General features: G+C 60.7%; 19 protein-coding genes and 2 pseudogenes. 12 read left to right on the forward strand and 9 right to left on the reverse strand.

Going from position 1 to position 21305, the window contains the following annotated elements:
* Position 1: 1 nt before the first annotated feature.
* A complete protein-coding gene (locus tag APH36_RS15425; RefSeq protein WP_060499355.1) occupies positions 2-943 on the reverse strand; it encodes a LysR substrate-binding domain-containing protein in 942 nt (313 codons plus the stop codon).
* A 146-nt stretch (positions 944-1089) separates the two neighbouring features.
* Here APH36_RS15425 and APH36_RS15430 point away from each other — a divergent pair, with 146 nt between their 5' ends.
* Both APH36_RS15430 and APH36_RS33225 read left to right on the forward strand, forming a co-directional pair.
* Positions 1090-2466, forward strand: coding sequence for an L-serine ammonia-lyase (locus APH36_RS15430; RefSeq protein WP_060499356.1), 1377 nt, complete (start codon positions 1090-1092; stop codon positions 2464-2466).
* A 93-nt stretch (positions 2467-2559) separates the two neighbouring features.
* Complete coding sequence (locus tag APH36_RS33225) at positions 2560-3429, forward strand: RHS repeat-associated core domain-containing protein (protein WP_164524526.1); 870 nt, start codon at positions 2560-2562, stop codon at positions 3427-3429.
* Between the two features lie 23 nt (positions 3430-3452).
* Here APH36_RS33225 and APH36_RS15435 read toward each other — a convergent pair whose 3' ends face one another.
* On the reverse strand, positions 3453-4130 hold the full coding sequence (locus tag APH36_RS15435; RefSeq protein WP_060499357.1) for a DUF3313 domain-containing protein: 678 nt from the start codon (positions 4128-4130) through the stop codon (positions 3453-3455).
* 213 nt (positions 4131-4343) lie between these two features.
* Between APH36_RS15435 and APH36_RS15440 the strand changes: the two genes are divergently transcribed.
* Together APH36_RS15440 and APH36_RS30855 are read left to right on the forward strand one after the other, a co-directional pair.
* The gene (locus APH36_RS15440; protein ID WP_060499358.1) at positions 4344-4727 is read left to right on the forward strand and encodes a type II toxin-antitoxin system RelE/ParE family toxin; all 384 of its coding nucleotides are present in this window, start codon (positions 4344-4346) and stop codon (positions 4725-4727) included.
* Positions 4708-5013 carry a DNA-binding transcriptional regulator gene (locus tag APH36_RS30855; protein WP_082426403.1) on the forward strand — a complete coding sequence of 102 codons (306 nt, stop codon included), beginning with the start codon at positions 4708-4710 and terminating at the stop codon, positions 5011-5013. Before APH36_RS15440 ends, APH36_RS30855 begins: the two co-directional genes overlap by 20 nt.
* A 141-nt stretch (positions 5014-5154) precedes the next feature.
* Here APH36_RS30855 and APH36_RS15445 read toward each other — a convergent pair whose 3' ends face one another.
* The 3 genes from APH36_RS15445 to APH36_RS15455 form a co-directional block, all read right to left on the reverse strand.
* A complete protein-coding gene (locus tag APH36_RS15445) occupies positions 5155-6450 on the reverse strand; it encodes an FAD-binding oxidoreductase (RefSeq protein ID WP_060499359.1) in 1296 nt (431 codons plus the stop codon).
* 13 nt (positions 6451-6463) lie between these two features.
* Positions 6464-7552: a polyamine ABC transporter substrate-binding protein gene (locus tag APH36_RS15450; protein WP_060499360.1), complete on the reverse strand. Its 1089-nt coding sequence runs from the start codon at positions 7550-7552 to the stop codon at positions 6464-6466.
* A 64-nt stretch (positions 7553-7616) separates the two neighbouring features.
* The gene (locus APH36_RS15455; protein ID WP_060499361.1) at positions 7617-8975 is read right to left on the reverse strand and encodes a glutamine synthetase family protein; all 1359 of its coding nucleotides are present in this window, start codon (positions 8973-8975) and stop codon (positions 7617-7619) included.
* 183 nt (positions 8976-9158) lie between these two features.
* Here APH36_RS15455 and APH36_RS15460 point away from each other — a divergent pair, with 183 nt between their 5' ends.
* Both APH36_RS15460 and APH36_RS15465 read left to right on the forward strand, forming a co-directional pair.
* Positions 9159-10058: a helix-turn-helix domain-containing protein gene (locus APH36_RS15460; RefSeq protein ID WP_060499362.1), complete on the forward strand. Its 900-nt coding sequence runs from the start codon at positions 9159-9161 to the stop codon at positions 10056-10058.
* A gap of 59 nt (positions 10059-10117) precedes the next feature.
* On the forward strand, positions 10118-12028 hold the full coding sequence (locus APH36_RS15465; protein WP_060499363.1) for an AAA family ATPase: 1911 nt from the start codon (positions 10118-10120) through the stop codon (positions 12026-12028).
* Positions 12029-12066: 38 nt separating this feature from the next.
* Here the strand turns inward: APH36_RS15465 and APH36_RS15470 are convergent, their stop codons facing one another.
* Complete coding sequence (locus APH36_RS15470) at positions 12067-13452, reverse strand: aldehyde dehydrogenase family protein (protein WP_060499364.1); 1386 nt, start codon at positions 13450-13452, stop codon at positions 12067-12069.
* A gap of 106 nt (positions 13453-13558) precedes the next feature.
* Here APH36_RS15470 and APH36_RS15475 point away from each other — a divergent pair, with 106 nt between their 5' ends.
* The 3 genes from APH36_RS15475 (at position 13559) to APH36_RS15485 (ending at position 15866) form a co-directional block, all read left to right on the forward strand.
* The gene (locus APH36_RS15475; protein WP_060499365.1) at positions 13559-14428 is read left to right on the forward strand and encodes a LysR family transcriptional regulator; all 870 of its coding nucleotides are present in this window, start codon (positions 13559-13561) and stop codon (positions 14426-14428) included.
* Between the two features lie 133 nt (positions 14429-14561).
* Positions 14562-15005, forward strand: a complete 444-nt coding sequence (locus tag APH36_RS15480; RefSeq protein ID WP_060499366.1) for a hypothetical protein — start codon at positions 14562-14564, stop codon at positions 15003-15005.
* 339 nt (positions 15006-15344) lie between these two features.
* The gene (locus APH36_RS15485; protein ID WP_060499367.1) at positions 15345-15866 is read left to right on the forward strand and encodes an acyloxyacyl hydrolase; all 522 of its coding nucleotides are present in this window, start codon (positions 15345-15347) and stop codon (positions 15864-15866) included.
* A gap of 127 nt (positions 15867-15993) precedes the next feature.
* Here the strand turns inward: APH36_RS15485 and APH36_RS15490 are convergent, their stop codons facing one another.
* Both APH36_RS15490 and APH36_RS30860 read right to left on the reverse strand, forming a co-directional pair.
* Complete coding sequence (locus APH36_RS15490; protein ID WP_060499368.1) at positions 15994-18129, reverse strand: TonB-dependent siderophore receptor; 2136 nt, start codon at positions 18127-18129, stop codon at positions 15994-15996.
* Positions 18130-18352: 223 nt separating this feature from the next.
* Positions 18353-18502, reverse strand: a pseudogene (locus APH36_RS30860) (universal stress protein); the annotation flags it as partial.
* A gap of 128 nt (positions 18503-18630) precedes the next feature.
* Here APH36_RS30860 and hisN point away from each other — a divergent pair.
* Complete coding sequence (gene hisN / locus APH36_RS15495) at positions 18631-19422, forward strand: histidinol-phosphatase (protein WP_060499369.1); 792 nt, start codon at positions 18631-18633, stop codon at positions 19420-19422.
* A 225-nt stretch (positions 19423-19647) separates the two neighbouring features.
* Positions 19648-20379, forward strand: coding sequence for a hypothetical protein (locus APH36_RS15500; protein ID WP_060499426.1), 732 nt, complete (start codon positions 19648-19650; stop codon positions 20377-20379).
* A gap of 23 nt (positions 20380-20402) precedes the next feature.
* Here APH36_RS15500 and APH36_RS31690 read toward each other — a convergent pair whose 3' ends face one another.
* Entirely contained in the window at positions 20403-20546 is a 144-nt protein-coding gene (locus APH36_RS31690) for a hypothetical protein (RefSeq protein ID WP_225850719.1), read from the reverse strand.
* A 39-nt stretch (positions 20547-20585) separates the two neighbouring features.
* Here APH36_RS31690 and APH36_RS15505 point away from each other — a divergent pair.
* A pseudogene (locus tag APH36_RS15505) lies at positions 20586-21068 on the forward strand (helix-turn-helix domain-containing protein); the annotation flags it as partial.
* Between the last annotated feature and the right edge of the window lie 237 nt (positions 21069-21305).

A 21305-nucleotide genomic window follows, 5' to 3' on the forward strand; every position in this document is an offset into this window, starting at 1 on the left:
GCTATTCCTTGTTCAGCGGGTGCAATTCCCGGAATCCTCGCGCTTCCTCCACCAGCCAGTCATGCACCGCCCGGGCCCCAGGCTGGTTCAACCCGCCTGGCGGGTAATGCACCACGTAGCGTTTGTGGTTGGCGATCGGCACGCCGAACGGCACGATCAATGCGCCGCGCTCCAGTTCGTCATTCAACAGTGTGCGACGGGCGATCGCTACGCCGATGCCGGCGATGGCCGCTTCGATGGTCAGGTGGTTGCGGTTGAAGGTGTGCCCACGCCGCACATCCAGGCCGGCGGCGCCAATACCCTCCAGGTAGAACTCCCACTCCGCATACTCCGAACTGCCACGCCATGCCGTGATGTCGTGCAGCAGCGGGTAGTGCGCCAGGTCCGCCGGCCCATGCAGCGGCGGGCGCCCGCGTAGCAGGGTAGGTGAGCACACCGGAAAGATCTGCTCGTCCAGCAGCGGGGTCGAGAGCATGCCAGGGTAGCTGCCATCGTTCAGGTCGATAGCCAGGTCGAAATCGCCTGGGGTCAATGCCTGGGCACTGTCCTCGGCCACCAGGCGCAGCTCGATGTCCGGGTAACGCTGCTGAAAACGCGGCAGGCGCGGGGTGAGCCATTTGGCCAAAAAAGACGGGATCGAGCGCACGCGCAAGGTGCCGCGGATTTCACCGGCATCCAGGCGCAACAATTCGGCCTCGATGCTGCCGTAGGCTTCTGTCACCGTCTGGGCCAGGCGTTGCCCTTCGGCGCTCAGCTCCACACCCCGTGCCCGACGCAGGAACAGCCGGTAACCCAGGCGCTCTTCCAGCTGGCGCATCTGCTGGCTGACAGCACCTGGGGTAATGTGCAGCTCTTCGGCGCAGCGGGTGAAGGACAGGTGCCGGGCTGCGCAGGCGAATACATGCAGCCAGACGAACACCTGACCATTGAGTTGTCGTCGCATCGTTTAGCACCACTAAAGCCTTGCTTAGAAAGATTCGTTGGTCATTCGTGAATGAGCGCGTCAGTATCGCGCAAAATCGCAATACCGCTCAATTTCTTCAGATAACCGTGCCGTGGATTCATCTCAGGGCATGGTCAGGCATTAGCATGGCTATCAGTGTTTTCGACCTTTTCAAAATCGGCATCGGGCCGTCCAGCTCTCACACCGTCGGCCCGATGCGGGCAGCCGCGACGTTCGCCCAGGCCCTGCGTGAGCAGGGGGTGCTGACGCGGGTCACGCGCGTTGAAGTGCGGTTGTATGGCTCGCTGTCGGCTACCGGGGTTGGCCATGCCACCGATCGCGCCTGCCTGCTGGGCCTGATGGGCCAATGGCCAGACCGGATCGATCCGACCACCATCGATTCGCGTATCAGCCAGGTGCTGCAGGAGCATTGCCTGATATTGGATGGCAGCCACCCGATGACCTTCGAGTATGGCCGTGACATGTTGCTGCTCGACGAAAACCTGCCTTATCACCCCAATGCCATGAGCCTGGAGGCGCTGGACGGGCAGGGCAGCCTGCTGTGCCAGACCTACTATTCAGTGGGCGGTGGATTTATCGTCGAGCAGGCCGAAATCGATGCCCCTGCCGCCGAAAGCAACGCAGTGGTCCTGCCCTACGAATTCGACAGTGCGGCCCAGCTGCTGGCCTTGTGCAAAACGCACGGTTTGAGCGTTGCGCAACTTATGATGGCCAACGAACGTGCCTGGCGCCCGGAAGCCGAAGTGCGTGAAGGTTTGCTGCGTATCTGGGCCGCCATGCAGGCGTGCGTTCAGAACGGCCTGCGCAACGAAGGCATCCTGCCGGGTGGGCTGCACGTCAAACGCCGCGCCGCGCGGCTGCATCGCAGCTTGCAGGAACTGGGCAAGCCCAACGTGATTGGCTCGACCCTCAGCGCCATGGAGTGGGTGAACCTGTTCGCCCTGGCGGTCAATGAAGAGAATGCTGCCGGTGGGCGCATGGTCACTGCACCAACCAACGGTGCGGCCGGTATTATCCCGGCGGTGCTGCACTACTATATGAAGTTCAACCCCAGTGCCAATGACGCGGATGTGGTGGACTTCCTGCTCGGCGCCGCAGCGGTCGGTATTTTGTGCAAGAAAAACGCGTCGATTTCGGGGGCCGAAGTCGGTTGCCAGGGCGAGGTGGGCTCAGCGTGTTCGATGGCCGCTGCCGGCCTGGCGCAAGTGCTGGGTGCAACACCGCCACAACTTGAGAACGCCGCCGAGATTGCGCTGGAGCACAACCTCGGGCTGACCTGCGACCCGGTCGGTGGCCTGGTGCAGGTGCCGTGCATCGAGCGCAATGCGATTGCTGCGGTAAAGGCGATCAATGCCGTACAGATGGCGTTGCGTGGGGATGGCGAGCACTTCATCTCACTTGACCGGGTAATCCGCACCATGCGTGATACCGGGGCGGACATGCATGCCAATTACAAGGAAACTTCGCGCGGCGGTTTGGCGGTTGCATTCGTAGAGTGTTAGTGGGCCTGATAAAACTGCTAGTTCCACATGCTCAAGTATATCCGGATAATGAAGCAACAGACATTCGGATTGCTGTGTATGGGAATTACACAAATGAAGAAATACGTCGAAAAGCTTTTTTATGAGGGGCGGTCTTTGGTGTGTCAGGTCGGTACTGCTCACACACGGCTGCTCTACGCAAACGATCGGCTGTTGTCGCAGCAGCGAGAGAGAGCAGGGCTGGTTCAAACCATCGGGCGCAATTCTGTGGTCGCTGTATGGGAGTCAGGCATTTTAACTCGGGAGGCTTATTCCCCATATGGTGCGTCGTCGTCGGGACAAGCGCTGACGCCGGTGGGGTTCAATGGGCAGTGGCGCGACGTGTTGATGGACAGTTACCCGCTGGGTCAAGGTAAACGTCTTTATAGGCCAAGGCTCATGCGGTTCCTTGCTCCTGACTCGCAGAGCCCTTTTGACCGTGGGGGTATGAATGCCTATTGCTACTGCTCTGCAGATCCCATCAACTTCCATGATCCTTCCGGGGAAGCGCATGTCAAAATTTTAGGCGTCAAGCTACCTTTGAGGGTTTCATCAGGATTAGGTAAGGCATTGAGAGCAAACGATCTCCCCACGCTATCGAAGCGATCTGTCAGGGACTCTTTGATGCATGATCTATCGTCGGAATTCGCGAGTGGAAGAGCCAATTCTCCCTCGCTAATTATCGTGCCGGCTAGAAAGGATGAAAGTAATACCTTCACCTACAGGGGCAATCGCTACAGGTTTACGCCGGCAGAAATGGTGAGTTCAAGTCACCATGTAACCGGCACTAAGGCTAACTACGTACCCGTGTCGCCCAGTGCTCCTTCTTGGCTATCACAGCCGGCTGGAAGTGGCGATGCAATTCGCGAACCTGCCACTCCCAGCGCCCCTCCGTTGTCACCGTCAGCAGTGCGTGCTCTGCGAAGCGGTCAAACTGACAATTAGCGTTTCCTTCAACACGGCAAGCACTAGCGCGATTTCTGCTTAACAGAAGTAAAACTGGCGCGCATGTCCTTGGCCCAACCATCCAGCACTGGCTTTACGTCATTCAAGGTCAGCTTCTGGGTATCGTTCTCCAGTTCCTGCCCCGTGCCTTTGCGCACCACCTGGGCCAGCACCTTCTGGCTGGCACCATCAAGGAACGCTGCCTCCACGCCGACATCCACTTCCTGATCACGGCCACCCATGGCAGTGTTCACTCCCGCCGAAATCAATGCGATAGGGATGACTTCGTAAGGCTTAAGGCCTTCGTTGCTGGTCGACACCGCTGTAATGGCAGGGCGCACCACGATCACTCCCGGGCCTGGCCCCTTGGCCAGCGGCATCACGCTGCCCATTTCACGGCGCAAGGCTTCATTGAAGTAACGCGTGATTTCTTGCAGCGTCTGCTGCGAAATCACCGCCGTTGGCTGTGGCTTGGGGTAGAACTGGCTGGGCTCGATGAACACCTGACTGTACTGGTTGACGTTAACGTTGGGGTCGATCCAGCGCATCACCGGGTCACCCGAAGGGCTCTTGGCTTCCTGCAGGCGGCTGTAATCCTTGAGGAAGCCGGAATAGTCCTTGGGGTCCACGCTTTTGCTGGAGCAGGCGGCCACGGCAAGCAGCGCGGCACACAACAGGGTAATGCGAGGCAGTGATTTCATGATGGAGGTGCATCCATGAGAGGTCGGCCAGAACAACGCTAGCAGGTGCGCGACAGTTGGCCAGCCAGGGAGTTCAATCAGTTGCGATAAGCAGTACGGCAGTCGGGTCTGACGACGTTGCAAATTCCTACAAAGCCATCGGAAGTGGCTGGCTTTAAAATTGTTATCACTCTTGGAAACTATGCCCGCTGCGGGTATGGTAAGAGGTAACTCATGGAGATTTTCAAGCGCAAGGACTTCGCGCGCTGGCAGGCGGCCCACAGGCTCACTGATGAATCGCTGTGCCAGGCAGTAGAAGAGATGCGAAAAGGCTTGGTCGATGCAAGGCTGGGTGGCGAATTGTTCAAAAAGCGTGTGGCAGCGCAAGGGGCGGGCAAGCGTGGCGGCTATCGAACCTTGCTATCGGCCAGAATTGGCAATCGATGTGTTTTTCTACATGGCTTCGCCAAAAGCGACCAGGCAAACATCACGCTGGAAGAGCAGAAAGCGTTGAGATTCGCGGGCAAGGTTTTTCTTGATTTATCACCGCTGGCGCTCTGTCGGGCGTTGCAGGCGGGTGTATTAGTGGAGGTCTGCTGTGAGCAGCGAACTGGTTGAGTCATTACGTGAGGACCTCGTTGCCCTTCATGAGGCGGGGGCGATTGGCAAGGTTACCCTTCGGGATTACGAAGCGCTGTGTCCCGCGCCAGTGCTGGATTTCAGTGCGGTGGATATACGCCGGTTGCGCGAGGCACTCAATTTCAGCCAACCGGTCTTCGCTATGCACCTTCATACGAGTGCATCAACGGTACGCAAATGGGAGCAAGGGGAAACGCGTCCATCGGGACCCGCTTTAAAGCTGCTTAATATCATAAAGAACAAAGGGCTACAGGTTATTCTTTAAGCTGATTATACGATTTTAATAAAAATCAATAAATACAGTCGTTTAAGTCTAATAATTTAGACTTCACTTTATATTTCAATGACCAGTGCCGGCGCCTGCTGATCCAGGAGGCGCCTGCCCAAGCAGCATCCCGTCTGTTGATTAACCCAACGCTTCGCGCAACCGGTACCACAGCATGCCCAGTGCCAGCAGCGGCGAGCGCAAGGCCTTGCCCCCTGGGAAGGTCAGGTGTGGCACGGCGCTGAACACATCCAGGCCATGGCTATGGCCGAGGGCAATGCTCTCTGCCAGCAGCTTCGCCGTCCAGTGAGTCACGTTCAGCCCATGCCCGGAGTAGCCTTGGGCGTAGTACACGTTCGGGTACTGGCTCAGGCGCCCAACCTGGGGGAAGCGGTTGGTGGTGATGCCGATCATGCCGCCCCACTGGAAATCGATGCGTACATTGGCCAGCTGGGGGAATACCTTCAGTACCTTGGGCCGCATATAGGCCGCGATGTCCTTGGGGTCGCGCCCGGAATAGTGGCAGGCGCCGCCAAACAGCAGGCGGCGGTCGGCGGTGAGGCGGTAGTAGTCCAGGCCGACCTTCTGGTCGCACAGCGCCATGTTCTGCGGAATCAGGCTGCTGGCCAGTGCTTCGGGCAATGGTTCGGTGGCCACCACGTAACTGCCGGCTGGCAGCACCTTGCCGCTCAGGCGTGGCTCCAGCTCGTCGAGGTGAGCGTTGCACCCGAGTACCAGGCTACTGGCCCGCACCTTGCCGCGAGCCGTGTGCAGGGTGACGCAAGGCCCGTGCTCGATGCGCACTACCGGGCTTTGCTCGAAAATGCGCACACCCAGGCCGTGCGCGGCACGGGCCTCGCCCTGCACCAGGTCGAGCGGGTGCAAGTGGCCCGAGCCCATGTCGACCAGACCGCCGGCGTACTGGTCGCTGGCGACAATCTCGTTCAACTGCCCGGCACCGACCAGGCGTGTTGCATGGCGATAACCCAGCGCAGCGAGGTCGTCCTGTTCATCCTTGAAAGCAGCGAACTGGGCCGGTGTATTGGCCAGTTCGCAGAAACCCCAACGCAGGTCGCAGGCAATACCGTAGCGGGCGATACGCTCGGCCACCAGCGCCACTGAATCGATGCCGGCCTGCTTCAGGTAACGCACGCCGTCCTGGCCCACATGCCGGGCGAATCCGCTGACATCGTGGCCAATACCGCGAATCAGCTGGCCGCCATTGCGCCCACTGGCGCCCCAGCCGATGCGCCGGCCTTCCAGCAGCACCACCGAAAGGCCACGTTCGGCCAGCTCCAGGGCGGTATTGACCCCGGTCAGCCCGCCGCCGACCACGCACACGTCAGCCGTCAGTTCGCCGTCCAGGCTGGGGTAGGGTGCCGCATCGCGCGCCGTGGCGGCGTAGTACGAAGCGGCGTGTTGAGTATTGAAAGACATGGGCGTTCTCGACTCAGCGGTTGGACTTGATCTTGCTCCAGGAGCGGGTCATGACGCGCATGATCTTCGGGCTCGGGGTGCTGGAGATGTACAGTTTGTCCAGCACGTCCTGGGGAGGGTAGATCTCAGGGTTGTTGACCAGCGATGCATCCATGTAGGCCTTGGCGTCCGGGTTGGCATTGGCATAGCCGACGGTTGCGCTGACCTTGGCGATCACTTTGGGGTCGAGCAGGTAGTTGATGAATGCCAGAGCCTGCTCGGGGTTGCTGGCGTCCTTGGGGATGGCCAGCAGGTCGAACCACAGGTTGCTGCCTTCCTTGGGAATGCTGTAGGCCACTTTCACGCCGTTCTTCGCTTCCACGGCACGGTTGGCGGCCTGGAACACGTCGCCGGAGTAGCCGAAGGCCACGCAGACATCGCCATTGGCCAGGTCGGAGACGTATTTGGATGAATGGAAGTAGGTGATGTAGGGGCGCAGCTCCAGCAGGCGGGCTTCGGCCTTGGCGTAGTCGGCCGGCTTTTCGCTGCGCGGGTCCATGCCCAGGTAATTGAGGACAGCCGGGAACAGTTCATCGGGCGAGTCCATGAAGGCCACGCCGCACTGTTTGAGCTTTTTCAGGTTTTCCGGCTCGAACAGCACCGCCCACGAGTCGATATGGTCCACGCCCAGTGCCGCCTTGACCTTGTCGACATTGTAGCCGATGCCATTGGTACCCCACAGGTACGGCACCGCGTACTGGTTACCGGGGTCGTTCTGTTCAAGCTGCTTGAGCAGCTTGGGGTCAAGGTGCTGCCAGTTCGGCAGCTTGCTGCGGTCCAGCGGCAGGAAAGCACCAGCCTGGGCCTGGCGGGCGAGGAAGTGGTTCGACGGCACTACCACGTCATAACCGGTGCGCCCGGCCAGCAGTTTGCCTTCGAGGGTTTCGTTGGAGTCGAACACGTCATACACCACCTTGATCCCGCTGCTGGCCTGAAAATCGGCCAGGGTGGTGTCACCAATGTAGTCGGTCCAGTTGTACACGCTGACCGAAGGGGTGGCGTGGGCGGTGGTGGCGAACAGCAGGGTGAATGCAGCGGGTATCAGGGCTTGCAGATGACGCATGGGACACCTCGTAGGTCTTGTTCTTCGAGTTCGGTGCAGGGGGCTTTAAGCCCCCCAAGGTGGGTCAGACGCTGAGCATCAGGAACTCGCGCTCCCACGAGCTGATCACGCGCTTGTAGTTCTCGTGCTCGGCCCGCTTGACCGCCACGTAGCCCTGGACGAACTGCTTGCCCAGGTACTGCTGCACGGTTTCGCAGTCTTCCATGTGCTGCAGCGCATCCTCGATGGTGATCGGCAAGCGCAGGTTGCGCCGTTCGTAGGCACGGCCTTGTACCGGTGCGCTGGGGTCGATTTGCTCGACCATGCCCAGGTAGCCGCACAGCAGGCTGGCGGCAATCGCCAGGTACGGGTTGGCATCTGCACCCGGCAGGCGGTTTTCCACGCGCATCGCCTCGGGGCCGGAAGTAGGCACACGCAGGCCGGCGGTACGGTTTTCTTCACCCCACTCGACGTTCACTGGCGCCGAAGTGTCCGGCAGGAAGCGGCGGAACGAGTTGACGTTGGGGGCGAACATCGGCAGCAGCTTGGGGATGTACTTCTGCAAGCCGCCGATGTGGTGCAGGAACAGCGGGCTCATGCTGCCGTCTTCATTGGCGAAAATCGGCTTGCCGGTGGCGATGTCCACCACGCTTTGGTGCAGGTGCATGGCGCTGCCCGGCTCGTCGGTGATCGGCTTGGCCATGAAGGTAGCGGCGACGTTGTGCTTGAGGGCTGCCTCACGCATGGTGCGTTTGAACACGGTGATCTGGTCGGCCAGGTCCAGCGCGTCTCCGTGGCGGAAGTTGATCTCCATCTGCGCCGGGCCGTCTTCGTGAATCAGCGTATCCAGGTCCAGGCCCTGGATCTCGCACCAGTCGTAGACGTCTTCGAACAGCGGGTCGAATTCGTTGGCGGCATCGATCGAGAACGACTGACGGCCGCTTTCGGCACGGCCCGAGCGCCCCAGCGGTACCTGCAGCGGCAAGTCCGGGTCTTCGCAGCGCTTGGTCAGGTAAAACTCCATTTCCGGTGCGACGATCGGCTGCCAGCCTTTGTCGGCGTACAGCTTGAGCACCTTCTTCAGCACGTTGCGCGGCGACAGCTCAATGGGGTTGCCTTGTTTGTCGAAGGTGTCGTGGATCACGATCGCAGTCGGCTCGATCGCCCACGGGATCTGGTACACAGCGCTCGGGTCGGGGCGGCAGACCATGTCGATGTCGGCGGCGTCGAGCAGGTTGTAGTAGATGTCATCGTCAACGTAGTCGCCGGTGACCGTCTGCAGCAGCACGCTTTCCGGCAGGCGCATGCCACGTTCGTGGAGGAACTTGGCGGTGGGCGCGATCTTGCCACGGGCAATGCCGGTCAAGTCGCTGATCACGCATTCGACTTCGGTGATGCGGTGTTCTTTCAGCCAGGTGTACAGCTGATCGAAGGGGGCGTTCATACAGACCTCTTGGTTGGGTTTTAGTGTGGGAACGTGTAAGCCCGAGAAAGCCGTCGCGGGGTTTGCGGGGCATCACGCTTCCCAGGTGACGCGCTGGAGACTATCTTGGTCGTAGCCCCCCGGGGCAATCTATCCACTTTCTTCAGTAATGAATGCACCAAAAGAGTGCATACAGGACAATGCGTGACAACCGCCAATGCGTTGCAGGTCCAGGCTTTTCATACCACCGACGTTACCGAGCAAGTGCGCGCCACCCCTGGCTGGCAGCAACAGTATCGGCAGATGTCACCCGGGCATTTCAGCGGTGAACTGCGCTGCCTGGGGCTCGATGGTGTGGAGGTGTACGAAGAGCGGCTGAACACCCGGGTGGAGCAGTTTTTCCGCGCACCGAGCGGTTCGCTGGCGTTCTGCTTCGACCGCAGCGAGAACAGCCTGTACCTGCTCAACGAGCAAAGCCGCAATATCTGGATCACGCCGGAGAACTACCAGGAAGTGGCGGTGGTGTTCGACCAGGCCTTTCTGGCCCAGCACGGGCTGGACCCACAGCGCCTCGAGGGTTTGTTCATGGTGCCGTTGGGCAGCGGGCAGAATGCCCTGTTCGGTAGCTGGCTGAGCGCCACGCTGACGCGCCTGGGCGAGGCGGATTGCCCGCTGCAAGGGCAGGCCCTGGCGGAGCAATTGCTGGAGGACTGCCTGTTTATACTCGACAATGCCTGCCAACGCTTGCAGGGTGTGGCGCTGGGGCGCCGTGACGAAGAGCGGGCGATCATGCGCCGGGTGAGCGAGTGGGCAGCCGACTGCCCGGAAGAGACGCTGAACCTGGTGGAGTTGGCAGGGGTTGCCGGGGTTTCCCTGCGCCAGTTGCAGCAGGCGTTCAAGGCATTTACCGGCATGCCACCGGCGCAGTGGCTGCGTTTGCGCAGGCTGAACGGTGCGCGGCGCGACTTGTTGCGCGGTGGTGGCGTGACGGTCGCCGAAGTAGCGATGCGCTGGTCATTCTGGCATTTGGGAAGGTTTTCAGAGCGTTACAAACAGTTGTTCCAAGAGTTTCCCAGCGAGACATTGAAGCGGGGCAGGGGTTAAACCCAGCATTCCCTACTGAAAGTTGCTATCGTGCCGCCCTGTTTCCACCCGAGGTACCGATGTTTTACCTGCCTTTGCCCAGCGACCAGGCCGACCGCCTCGCCAGCAAACTCAACACCGAATTTTTCACCACTGCCAGCGTGCTCGACGCCGCCGCAGTGTTGTTCGTGCAAAACCTCCCACGCCAGCCCGGCACCGCATCGGCCGACGCACAAGAGCGCCGTTTCGCCGAAATCGTGCGCATCGCCAACGAAGTCGAAAGCGCTGCGCCCGGGCGTTTCCAGGGCCAGGTGGCGCAGCACTTCGATCGCGAAGCCTTTGCCATGGGCCTTGGCATGCTGGGTGAAAACGGCATTGCCCTGTTGTCGGCCGAGGTGGAGTACACCGTAGACGAGCTGCTGGATGCCGAAGGCCAGTGGAGCTTCCTGTTCGCCGACACCTACCGCCAGCGGGCCACACCGCTGCACCCGGTGTACTTGCCGTCCCTGGCCAGTGACCTGATGCTCAGCGATCAGCAAAACCGCCTGCTGCGCGAGTTTCTCAGTGGAATAGACGAGTCGGTGGCCGTGCAGGGCTTCGCCGGCACCGGCAAGACCTTCCTGATTCACCAGTTCGCCCGGCTGCTGGAGCCACAGCGCACGTTGCTGCTGGCATTGACCGAGGGCCAGTTGCGCGCCCTGCAAGCGCGGGTGAAGGACCCTGCCGCCTACACCGCTATGACCTTCGGCCAGCTGGCGGACGAGCTGCTGAACCGTGACCTCACCAGCAATGGCTGGCGCTTGCGCGACCCGTACCGTACCAAGCTGTCGTGGCGCCCGCAGGACGCGCAGGTGGTGCGCTGGCTGGCCATTCCCGACATCGGCCCGGTTGCCGCACGCGATGTGGTTGCCTTGTGCGTGCGCGCCGTGCGCACGTTCTGCCACAGTGCCGACACCCAGCTGCAATTGCACCATTTGCCCTGGGCCGGGCCGGGCACCTCGCCGCTTGACCAGGAGGTGCTGCTGGAAAAGGCGAGGTCGTACTGGCAGGAACTGATTCGCCCGTCGGCACGAGAAATCCAGCTACCGGTGCGCGACTACCACCGGGTAAAGCTGCTGTCGCTGATCGACTATGTGATCGACAGCCGTTATACCCACGTCATCGTCGACGAAGCCCATGAGTTGTCCGCACCGATGCTTGCCGTGCTTGATCGCAGCCCGCAGTCGATCATTGCCCTGGGGGACGAGCTGCAGAACCTCAACGGCCTCAGCCCGCACCATGGCGGTTTCATTCGCCAGCGCTGTATCGACCATTCGCTGCGTGCCGGGCCGGCGATGGACAACGTGCTGAACCCGCTGATTCAGGCGCACCCGGCCGCGATTCAGGCCGCTTTCAGTGGCAGTGCCGAGCACTACACGCGGGTCAGTTTCTTCGATGCCGTGACGGTGCCGGAACAACCCACGGCGCTGATCGTCGATGACGAATGGGGCCTGTTTGGCTGGTTCCAGCGCCTGACTCACCAGGGCGTGCCGTTCGTGCTGCTCAAAAGCGCGCGCAAGGACTTCGAATTGTTCGTCGAAGACTGCATCGAGTTGTACCGTTACGGCACACGGCCGCGGCACCCGATGCTGTTCCGCTATGCCAGCTGGCAGGCGTTGGAGCAGGACAAGGGCGATGACAAGGCGTTCGTTGCCGTGGCCAACATGCTGCGCAAGGGCTACACGCCGGAGCACTTTGCCAAGGCCAAGAGCCGTTACCGTTGGGACAAGGCACCCAAGTTGTTCCTGGGGCGGGTAAGGGATGTAAAGAACATGGAATTCGCCCGGGTGATGGTGTCACCGGAGCTGATGGTGGCGCCTCAGGTGGCGGGCAACCGCAATGAGCGTGCGCGGATGCTGGCGGGGTTGTACACCGCCTGTTCGCGGGCGCGGCATGAATTGATCGTGCCGGGAGGGATGCTGGACTGGGTCAAGGACCAGGTTCGCGATTGAAGCCTTTGGGGCTGCTAAGCAGCCCCAAAGGTTCTGAATCAGTTGCGGTCCAGCCAGACAGTCTGGGCATTGGTGAACTCGCGCACACCAAAGTGCGACAGCTCACGCCCGAAACCGCTCTTCTTCACGCCGCCAAACGCCACACGGGGGTCGGAAGCGCAGTAACCGTTGATGAACACGCCACCGGTATCCAGTGCTGTGGTCATGCGCTCGGCCAGCGCATAGTCGGCGGTATAGATCGTTGCGGCCAGGCCGAACTCGCTGTCGTTGGCCAGCTCCACCGCATGGTCGGCATCACGGGCAGTGATGATTGCGGCCACCGGCCCGAACAGCTCCTGCTTGAACGCCGTCATGTCCGGCGTGACGTTGGCGAACACGGTCGGCGCGTAGAAGTTGGCCACACCCTCGACCTTGTTGCCGCCCAGCAGCAGGGTGGCGCCTTCGGCGAGGGTCGCTTGCACCTGGCCGTCCAGCTCATCGCGCAGGTCGTAACGGGCCATCGGGCCAATGTAGGTGTCGTCGTCCAGCGGGTTGCCCACTTTCAGTTCACGGGTGGCTTCAACGAACTTGCGGGTGAATTCGTCAACGATGCTTTCTTCGACGATCAGGCGCTTGGCCGCGGCGCAGACCTGGCCGGTGTTCTGGTAGCGGCCGATGACCGCAGCCTTGACGGCGGCATCCAGGTCAGCGTCGGCCAACACGATGAACGGGTCGGAACCACCCAGCTCCAGCACGCACTTCTTCAGCGCGGCACCGGCCTGGGCACCGATCGCCATGCCGGCACGTACGCTGCCGGTCAAGGTCACGGCAGCAATGCGCGTGTCGTTGATGGCGCGGGTGACGCCATCCGGGGTCACGTTCAGCACTTCGAACACGCCCTCTGGCAGCCCGGCATCCTTGAACAGCTCGCCCAGCAGGTAGGCGCTGCCCATCACGTTCGGCGCATGCTTGAGTACATACGTGTTACCCGCAAGGATCGCCGGCACGGCGCCGCGCAATACCTGCCAGACCGGGAAGTTCCAGGGCATCACGGCCAGGATCGGGCCAAGCGGGCGGTATTCGATACGGGCTTTTTCAACCTGGGTCGGCTCCGGCGCGAGCATGGCCGGACCGTGCTCGGCGTACCAGCGGCACAGGCCAACGCACTTGCTGACTTCGCCACGGGCCTGGGCGACTGGCTTGCCGATTTCGCGGCTGATCATCTGGGCGAAGGCTTCGGCCTTGGCTTCGAGGGTGCCGGCCAGAGCGAGCAGGTACTCGCTGCGCTGCCCCAGCGACACTTGGCGCCACTGGCGGTAGCCAAGCTTGGCACGTTGCAGCGCCGCTTCCAGTGCGGCGTCGGTGTCGAACGGGTAGGCGCCGATCTGCTCGCCGCTGTACGGGTCGAGGGAGATGGCGTGGGTCAGGCTGCTGATCGCGCTCATGGCGGACACTCTCGTTGTTGTTAATCAGTGACGCCAGACTAGTGGGCTATGGCTTTAATGAAAACTGAATAATAATGAGCGAAACATTCACGTTTGGAGAAAGGCTGTGGACCTGGTGCAACTGGAGATCTTCAAGGCCGTGGCAGAGCAGGGCAGCATCAGTGCCGCCGCGCAGCACATCCATCGGGTGCCGTCGAACCTGACCACGCGCATCAAGCAGCTGGAGGAAGACCTCGGCGTTGAACTGTTCATTCGCGAAAAGAGCCGCCTGCGCCTGTCGCCTGCGGGTTGGAATTTTCTCGAATACACCCGGCGCATTCTCGACCTGGTTCACGAGGCCCGGTTGACCGTGGCCGGTGAAGACCCGCAGGGCACCTTCGCCCTGGGCTCACTGGAAAGCACCGCAGCCGTGCGCATCCCGGCACTGCTGGCGGCCTACAACCAGCGCTATCCCAAGGTCGACCTGGACCTGTCTACCGGCCCTTCGGGCACGATGTTGGAAGGCGTGTTGTCGGGTCGCCTGGTGGCAGCGTTCGTCGATGGCCCGGTGCTGCACCCGACACTGGAGGGCATGCCCGTGTTCGAGGAAGAGATGATGGTGATCGCGCCGCTCAACCATGCCCCGGTCACCCGTGCACAGGACGTGAACGGGGAGAGCATCTACGCCTTCCGCGCCAACTGCTCCTACCGCCATCACTTTGAAAACTGGTTCGTGCAGGACCAGGCGGTGCCGGGCAAGATCCACGAGATGGAGTCTTACCACGGCATGCTGGCCTGCGTCAGCGCTGGCGCAGGCCTGGCCATGATGCCGCGCAGCATGCTCGACAATATGCCCGGGTGCAGCACCGTCAGTGCGTGGCCGATGTCGGAGGATTTCCGCTACCTGAAAACCTGGCTGGTGTGGCGTCGGGGCACGGTATCGCGCAGCTTGAGCATGTTTGTGAAGCTGCTTGAAGAAGCACGCACAACATCCTGATATTCATATAAATTTACGTTCGTTTCATGCGTTAGTGCCGAATATCACGACGGTAACCAGACATCGGCACGAACACCGGTACGCCTGAAGGATCAGATACTAGGTAAGCCATCCTCTGAAGGAGGGTCGTACCATGCGTAACCATCACTATGCCCTCGGTGCGGCACTGCTGGTCGCTTTGGCCATGCCATGGACCTTGGCAGTCGCCGCCAACCTCAATGCCCCCATCGATATACAGGCCGTTCAGTTACAACCACAGGAACAGAACGGCGTGCGCTTTCTCCAGGGAGGCATCGGCCAGGATGAGGCCAACGCCCTGCGCAAGACCCCGGGTTACGACTTGCACGTAGAGCTTTCTACAGGGCCGGAAGGCAAGTTCCAGAGCGGTGCCAATGTCGATATCCAGAGCGCCCAGGGGCAGCCCGTGCTCAGCGTCATGGATGCCGGGCCACTGCTGTATGTGCAGTTGCCGCCTGGCAAATACAAAGTCACCGGTAACGCTCAAGGGCAGACAGTGCAGCAAATGGTGACTGTTAACGGAAAGGCCCCTGCGACGGTGAGCCTTAACTGGCGTTAATGGATAACGGGCGGGAGTACGCATGTACTCCTGCCGAGTCGGAGCACATCGCCATGAGCCTGAGCCTTCAACTGGAGATGTTGGACGAGCAGGGTTAGGTATTGGTCCGGGATGTGCTCGAACCCCTGAGGCGGAATACGACTGAAGCCCTGCGCACGGCAAGGCACATCTTGAAGAAGCGAATTAGCCAATAGTGGCAATTCACTTTCAACTTTCTGATTATCTGGACAATAATCAAAAACTATTACTTCGTGTGACCGGCCTGGAAGTGCCGGGCACCGCATAAAATCGAGGGGCTCAAGCCCCCACTTGCCGTGTAGACCATCAGGAGAGTCGTTGATGAAAACCCGTCTGGCAGCATCGCTGGCCGCCGCAGTGCTGGCCTTTGCAGGGGCCAATCTGGCCCAGGCCGCGCAGGTGTCCGGTGCCGTTGGCGCCACAGGCCAAGGTGACATGACCTACCGTATTGGCATGTCGTTCGACTGGGACAAGAAATGGCTGGAAAGCAACACCGGTTATCTGAGCGGGTATTGGGACGCTGCGTACACCTACTGGGAGGGCGGGGACGCCAGTGGCGCACATTCGCTGTCGTTCAGCCCGGTATTCACCTATGAGTTCAGCGGTTTCACCTACACGCCGTACATCGAGGCCGGCATTGGCCTGGCGGCGTTTTCCAAGACCGACGTGGGCGATCAGCGTCTGGGTTCTTCGGTCAACTTCGAAGACCGCATCGGTTTTGGCTTGAAGTTGCCGGGGGAGCAGAAGGTGGGGATCCGTGCGATGCATTACTCCAATGCGGGCATCAAGCAGCCTAACGACGGGATCGAGTCGTACTCGCTGTTCTACAGCAAGGGATTCTGACGCAAGCGGCCGCTGTGCGGCCCTTCGCCGGCAAGCCAGCTCCCACGCCGTGGACTGCACTGAAGTCATATGCAGTACCTGTGGGAGCTGGCTTGCCGGCGAAGGGCTGCAAAGCAGCCCCGGCTACTCAGAATGTGTAGGAAACCCCTGCCTGTACCGTGCGAGGGTTGCCTGGGTAGGCATAGGTGTTGAATGCCCCTTCGTCGTACTCCTTGTTGAAGACATTCTTCACATCTAGATTGAGGCGCACATGCTCGTTGAGCTGGTAGAAGCTGAGCAGGTCAACCACGGTGTAATTGTCCATGTTGTAGGTGACTGCTTCAGTCTGACCGCTACGGTCATCCACGTACTTGACGCCTACCCCCAACCCCAGCCCCTTCGCGAAGCCGTCCTGGAACTCGTAGGTATTGAGTAAGCTGAAGCTGTTGCGCGGAATGTTGGCCAGGCGCGTGCCGGTGGGCAGGCGGTTGTCCTTGGTAACTTCGGCATCGACATACGAGTAGCCACCGATGACGCGCCATTCAGGCGTGATGTTGCCGGCGACGTTGATATCCACTCCGCGGCTGCGCACCTCACCGGCGGCAATGCTGTAGTTCAGATTGTTCGGGTCGCGAGTCAGCACGTTTTCCTTGACGATGTGGTAGATCGCCGCGTCAACGCTCAACTGGCGATCAAGTGCCTCCCATTTCACACCCAGCTCGTAGGACTTGCCTTTCTCGGGGTCGAAACCACGCCCTGTTGCACCGGCAGGAGCGCCACTATTGGGCTTGAATGAGCGTGCGGTGTTGGCATAGACCGCGACGGTATCGGTCAGGTCATACAGCAGGCCGAACCGCGGGGTTACACCGTTCTCGCCTTTATCGAAGTCCCCCGCACTGTTGAGCTTGTTGACGTAGTCATGTTCAAAGCGTTCGAAGCGCACGCCCGCCAAGGCTTTAAGGCGCTCGGTCAAGGCAACTTGGTCCTGAACGAAGAATGCCCAGGTCTTGAGGTTTTCCTTGTCATGCGTGGTGGTGCGGTTCAGGGCCGGGCGCGCCTGGTTGTACACCGGGTCGAACAAGTCGATGGTGTAATCAGTCGCGCTGCCGCCTGAGCGCTGGATGATCGAATTGTAATCGTAGTCTTCATACTCGACACCGGTCAGCAGGGTATGGCTGAAACCGCCGGTGTCGAAGTGTCCGGTCAGGTTCAACTGGTAGTCGCGGTCACGCCATTCCAGCTTGCGGTAGTTGAAGTTACGCCCCAGGGTACGGCCATCGGCCTGCAGGGTGTTGGCTTCGATGGCGTTGCCCTTGAGGGTACCGTCCAGCCACTGCATGCCGCCGCCCAAGGTCCAGTCATCATTGAGCGCATGCTCGAAACGCAACTGCGCCATGTTGTTATCGTTGTGCAGCCTGTTGTCGCTGCCTTTGCCCCAGATGTTGGTATCGCGCGAGGCGCTTCCAGCTTGGTTGGTGTAACGCGTCAGCCCGCGGTCAAGCGGGTGGTTGTTACGCATGAAGTCGCCTTCAAAGACGATTTTGGTCGCATCGTTCACCTGCCAGCTCAGCACCGGCGCGACGTTGTAGCGTTCGCTTTCGATGTTGTCGCGGAAGCTGTCGCCACCTTCGCCCAACACATTCAGGCGATAGGCCAGGCTGCCGTCCTGGTTCAAGGCACCGGTGGCGTCGAGGGTGGCGCGGTGCATGCCTTGATCGTCGAACTGGCTGCCCAGGGTGACCTGTTGTTCAGCCTGCGGCTGCTTGGTAACCACATTGAAGGTGCCGCCGGGGTCGCCACGGCCGTACAGGCTGCTGGCCGGGCCGCGGATCACTTCCAGACGCTCGACGTTGTTGGCATCAGGCGCATTCGGGTAACCGCGGTTCATCGGGAAGCCGTTGCGGTAGTACTCGCCAGTGGTGAAACCGCGGACAGTGACCGTGGTCAGGCCCTGCCCGCCAAAGTTGTTGGCGCGGCCCACACCACCGGCATAATCCAGGGCGTCTTGCAGGCGGGTGCTGGCCGTATCGGTCAACACATCCTTGGGCACCACGCTGACCGACTGCGGCGTTTCGTGCAGCGCCGTGTCGGTGCGGGTGGCGCTGGACGAGCGGGTGGCCTTGTAGCCAAAGACCGGGCCATCGGCGCGTTCGCTGTCGGCGTTGCTGGTGATGTTTAAAGCCTGGAGTTCAATCTGGACAGGGTCGCTGAGCGGTTCGGGCTCGGCAAAGGCCAGCGGGGAGACAGCATGAAGCACACAAAGCGAAACGAACGTGCGACGCATCGACGGTACGATCCTGGAGTAAGGCGCTGAGGGAGCGGGTGAGGAAGCGTCGCGAAATTACTACGAATCATTATCAAATGCATTCTTTTTGTATGGCACTGGTGTACCAAATATCAACCAGTGAAATACACACCGGCCTTTACGCGGGTAACCCGCTCCCACCGTTGATATCCCTGACGGAGCGGGTTTGCCCACGAAGCGGCCGGTTTAGGTATGCCAGAGCTCAGTGAACGGACTTGATCGCCAGCACATTACACAACGGATGCTCCAGTACATGGGCCGTGGTTCCGCCCAGGAACGTCTGCATCGCGTCATGCCGGTGGCTGCCCATGACAATCACATCGGCCCGGCTGTGGCCGACAAACTGGGCTACGTGTGGCAGCCCCCCGGTGATCTGGTCTTGTTCAGTCTAGTTCGCCTCAGGCTGCATGAGCGGCAGGCTGGCGATGCTCGTTGTGTCGGGTATGATGCTGCCCCTAATCATTGTCCTGAGGCCGTCCCATGTCCCTGAGTGCTGAACAGATCGGTGAATTCCGCACCTTCGCCGAGCAGCTGGCCGATGCCGCCGCGGTGGCGATCAAGCCTTATTTCCGTGCCAGCCTGGCTGTCGAGGACAAGGGGGGGCGGTTGTACGACCCGGTCACCGTGGCTGACAAGGCGGCCGAGGACGCCATGCGCGAGCTGATCCAGGCCCGCTACCCCGACCACGGTATTCTGGGTGAGGAAGCGGGTGTCGCGGTCGGCAGCAGCCCGCTGACCTGGGTGCTTGACCCGATTGATGGCACCCGTGCCTTCATCACCGGCCTGCCGTTGTGGGGGACGTTGATCGCCCTGAATGACGGCGAACGGCCGGTTGTAGGTGTGATGAACCAGCCATTCACCGGCGAACGCTTTGTCGGCACCCCTGAAGGTGCCTGGCGCAGCGGCACGCCGTTGCAAACCCGTGCCTGCGCCGACCTGGCCTCGGCCACGCTGATGTGCACCACTCCCGACATGTTCGATACCGCCGAGCGCAAGGCTGCGTTCGAGGCCGTTGCCGGTCAGGCGCGGTTGATGCGTTATGGCGGTGATTGCTATGCCTACTGCATGCTGGCTTCGGGCTTTGTCGATGTGATCGTGGAGGCCAGCCTGCAGCCGTATGACGTGCAGGCACTGATGCCGATCATTGAAGGGGCGGGTGGTGTGATCACTGCGTGGGATGGCAGCTCGGCGCAGAATGGTGGTTGCGTGGTGGCATGTGGGGACCCGGCGCTGCATGCGCAGGTGGTGGAGATGTTGCGCCACGCCCTGTGATTGATGCGTCGCCTGTGCGGGCCTCTTCGCGGGCAAGCCCGCGCCCACAGGTACTGTACAGTTATCAGAGTCTGCGGTACTCCTGTGGGAGCGGGCTTGCCCGCGAAGAGGCCCGCACAGGTTGCCGCTAATCCCAGCCTCCGCACTTTTTCCGATTTCCGGGCTCTATGCTTGGCTAGGCTGCTCTGATCCCCAATGCAGCCGCCGAATATCGACCCGGTGCCGATGGTTGCAAGCTACCCAAGTTTCTTCTCCCGCCTGCTACTGGCAGGCGCCCTCACATGCCTGTGCGCCTGCACCCAGGAGCAAGGCCGTGACATCGTTAATCAGTTCGGCAACGGCAAGCCCAGCGAGCTGTTCCAGACCAGCGTCGACCGCATGGCCACGCTGTCCATGCGCGACAACTTGCAAAGCCTGTACCTGCTGATGAACAAACTGTACCAGCGCAATCCCAACCAGTGGAAAATGTCTGGCTACATCGACGCCGCCACCGCCGAGCGACAGATTCGCATGGCCATCGAGCAACGCCAGCCATTGCCGCAACTGGGCAACCGCCGCGACCTGGCGGCATTGAGCTACGCCCTGAGCCCGGAGTTTCGCGGTGATCGCGTTGGTGCCTTCATTTACGCCATCGGCAGCATGCTGATTACCGCGCATGGTGGGCGTACCGAGTTCTACATGACCGATACCATCGACCCGCTGTTCGTCAACAACGCAGCGCGTAATATCGAGAAGGCTACTTGGATGCTCAGCCAGCGGCAGGACGCCAATGGGGTGCTGTTGCTGTTTTCCAACGAGATCTCGGAAGAGGGCAGTAACCTGAGTTTTGCCGTGGAGTTCGGCAAAATCGTTGCGCGGCTGGATCTGCTGGCGGAGTTGCTGGATGAACGTTATCGGCGGATTGGTTTGAACTACGCTCAAAGCCTGCTGCTAATGAACTTTCTGCCCGTGCAGTGACCAAGGCAACACCGTCAGCGCGTTCATTGATTACGCAACGACTCCAGCAGCGGCTGAAACTCGTCCAGCAACCAGTCCCGCAACCGCCGGCAAGTGGAGTCATGTTTCTTGTCTTCATTGAACGCCAGGAAGTGGAAGGTATCTTTCAACACCAGTTCTTGCTCCACAGGCCGCACCAGCAGCCCAACGCCACCCCTTGGCTGCCTAGCCGCCAGGCCCACGTGCTTGACTGTCGCCGCATTAGCTGCGCAGGTGCCAGCAGTGCGCTGAACATGATGCTGGCGCTGCTCGAACACTGCGGCGGCGCGCCGCTGCGCCTAGCGCTGGAGCTGATGCACGCCAATATAGAAGACCCGATTGGCATCGATGAAATCGCCAAGCACGCAGGGTTGTCCCGTCGGTACCTGGAAAGGTTGTTCCGCCGCCATGTACAGGCCACGCCGCCACGGTATTATCTGGAGCTGCGATTGTCCCATGCGCGGCAGTTGCTGCAGCACACCAGCACGTCGTTGACCGAGGTGGCTGTGGCCAGCGGGTTTGTTAGCTTCCCGCATTTTTGTCGGCGCTTTCGTGAGCTGTTTTCCATTGCCCCGCGCCAATTCCGGGCGCGGAGCCAAGGATGGGTAGGGCGACAGGAAGCGGTTGTACGCTGCATTCGTTACTGCCTATGCCGGCCTCTTCGCGGGTAAACCCGCTCCAACACTGATCGAAGGAGCACCATAGGCCGGTGTACGAGCAGGTTTAACCGCGAAGAGGCCAGCATAGGAACAACTGTTCGATCACCGAACATGTGAATCATCATTCTTGTCCTGTATCCGCCCATCCATTGCCAAAGCCGCATTGCCCAACCCCCGCCTTTTTGCTGTAGTGTGCCTATCCGCCGGTTGTCACCTGCCCTCATCACCCCACAACCGGCCCGATAGAAT

The sequence above is a fragment of the Pseudomonas sp. NBRC 111133 genome, from assembly GCF_001320605.1.
GTDB classification, from domain to species: domain Bacteria; phylum Pseudomonadota; class Gammaproteobacteria; order Pseudomonadales; family Pseudomonadaceae; genus Aquipseudomonas; species Aquipseudomonas monteilii.

Excerpts from the sequence above, each read along its gene's own strand:
- hisN (WP_060499369.1), top strand. The coding sequence starts at position 18,631 with ATGTCCCTGAGTGCTGAACAGATCGGTGAATTCCGCACCTTCGCCGAG.
- APH36_RS15455 (WP_060499361.1), bottom strand. The coding sequence starts at position 8,975 with ATGAACGCCCCCTTCGATCAGCTGTACACCTGGCTGAAAGAACACCGC.
- APH36_RS15465 (WP_060499363.1), top strand. The coding sequence starts at position 10,118 with ATGTTTTACCTGCCTTTGCCCAGCGACCAGGCCGACCGCCTCGCCAGC.
- APH36_RS33225 (WP_164524526.1), top strand. The coding sequence starts at position 2,560 with ATGAAGAAATACGTCGAAAAGCTTTTTTATGAGGGGCGGTCTTTGGTG.
- APH36_RS15435 (WP_060499357.1), bottom strand. The coding sequence starts at position 4,130 with ATGAAATCACTGCCTCGCATTACCCTGTTGTGTGCCGCGCTGCTTGCC.
- APH36_RS15470 (WP_060499364.1), bottom strand. The coding sequence starts at position 13,452 with ATGAGCGCGATCAGCAGCCTGACCCACGCCATCTCCCTCGACCCGTAC.
- APH36_RS15490 (WP_060499368.1), bottom strand. The coding sequence starts at position 18,129 with ATGCGTCGCACGTTCGTTTCGCTTTGTGTGCTTCATGCTGTCTCCCCG.
- APH36_RS15485 (WP_060499367.1), top strand. The coding sequence starts at position 15,345 with ATGAAAACCCGTCTGGCAGCATCGCTGGCCGCCGCAGTGCTGGCCTTT.
- APH36_RS15430 (WP_060499356.1), top strand. The coding sequence starts at position 1,090 with ATGGCTATCAGTGTTTTCGACCTTTTCAAAATCGGCATCGGGCCGTCC.
- APH36_RS15480 (WP_060499366.1), top strand. The coding sequence starts at position 14,562 with ATGCGTAACCATCACTATGCCCTCGGTGCGGCACTGCTGGTCGCTTTG.
- APH36_RS15440 (WP_060499358.1), top strand. The coding sequence starts at position 4,344 with ATGGAGATTTTCAAGCGCAAGGACTTCGCGCGCTGGCAGGCGGCCCAC.
- APH36_RS15450 (WP_060499360.1), bottom strand. The coding sequence starts at position 7,552 with ATGCGTCATCTGCAAGCCCTGATACCCGCTGCATTCACCCTGCTGTTC.
- APH36_RS15500 (WP_060499426.1), top strand. The coding sequence starts at position 19,648 with ATGGTTGCAAGCTACCCAAGTTTCTTCTCCCGCCTGCTACTGGCAGGC.
- APH36_RS15425 (WP_060499355.1), bottom strand. The coding sequence starts at position 943 with ATGCGACGACAACTCAATGGTCAGGTGTTCGTCTGGCTGCATGTATTC.
- APH36_RS15445 (WP_060499359.1), bottom strand. The coding sequence starts at position 6,450 with ATGTCTTTCAATACTCAACACGCCGCTTCGTACTACGCCGCCACGGCG.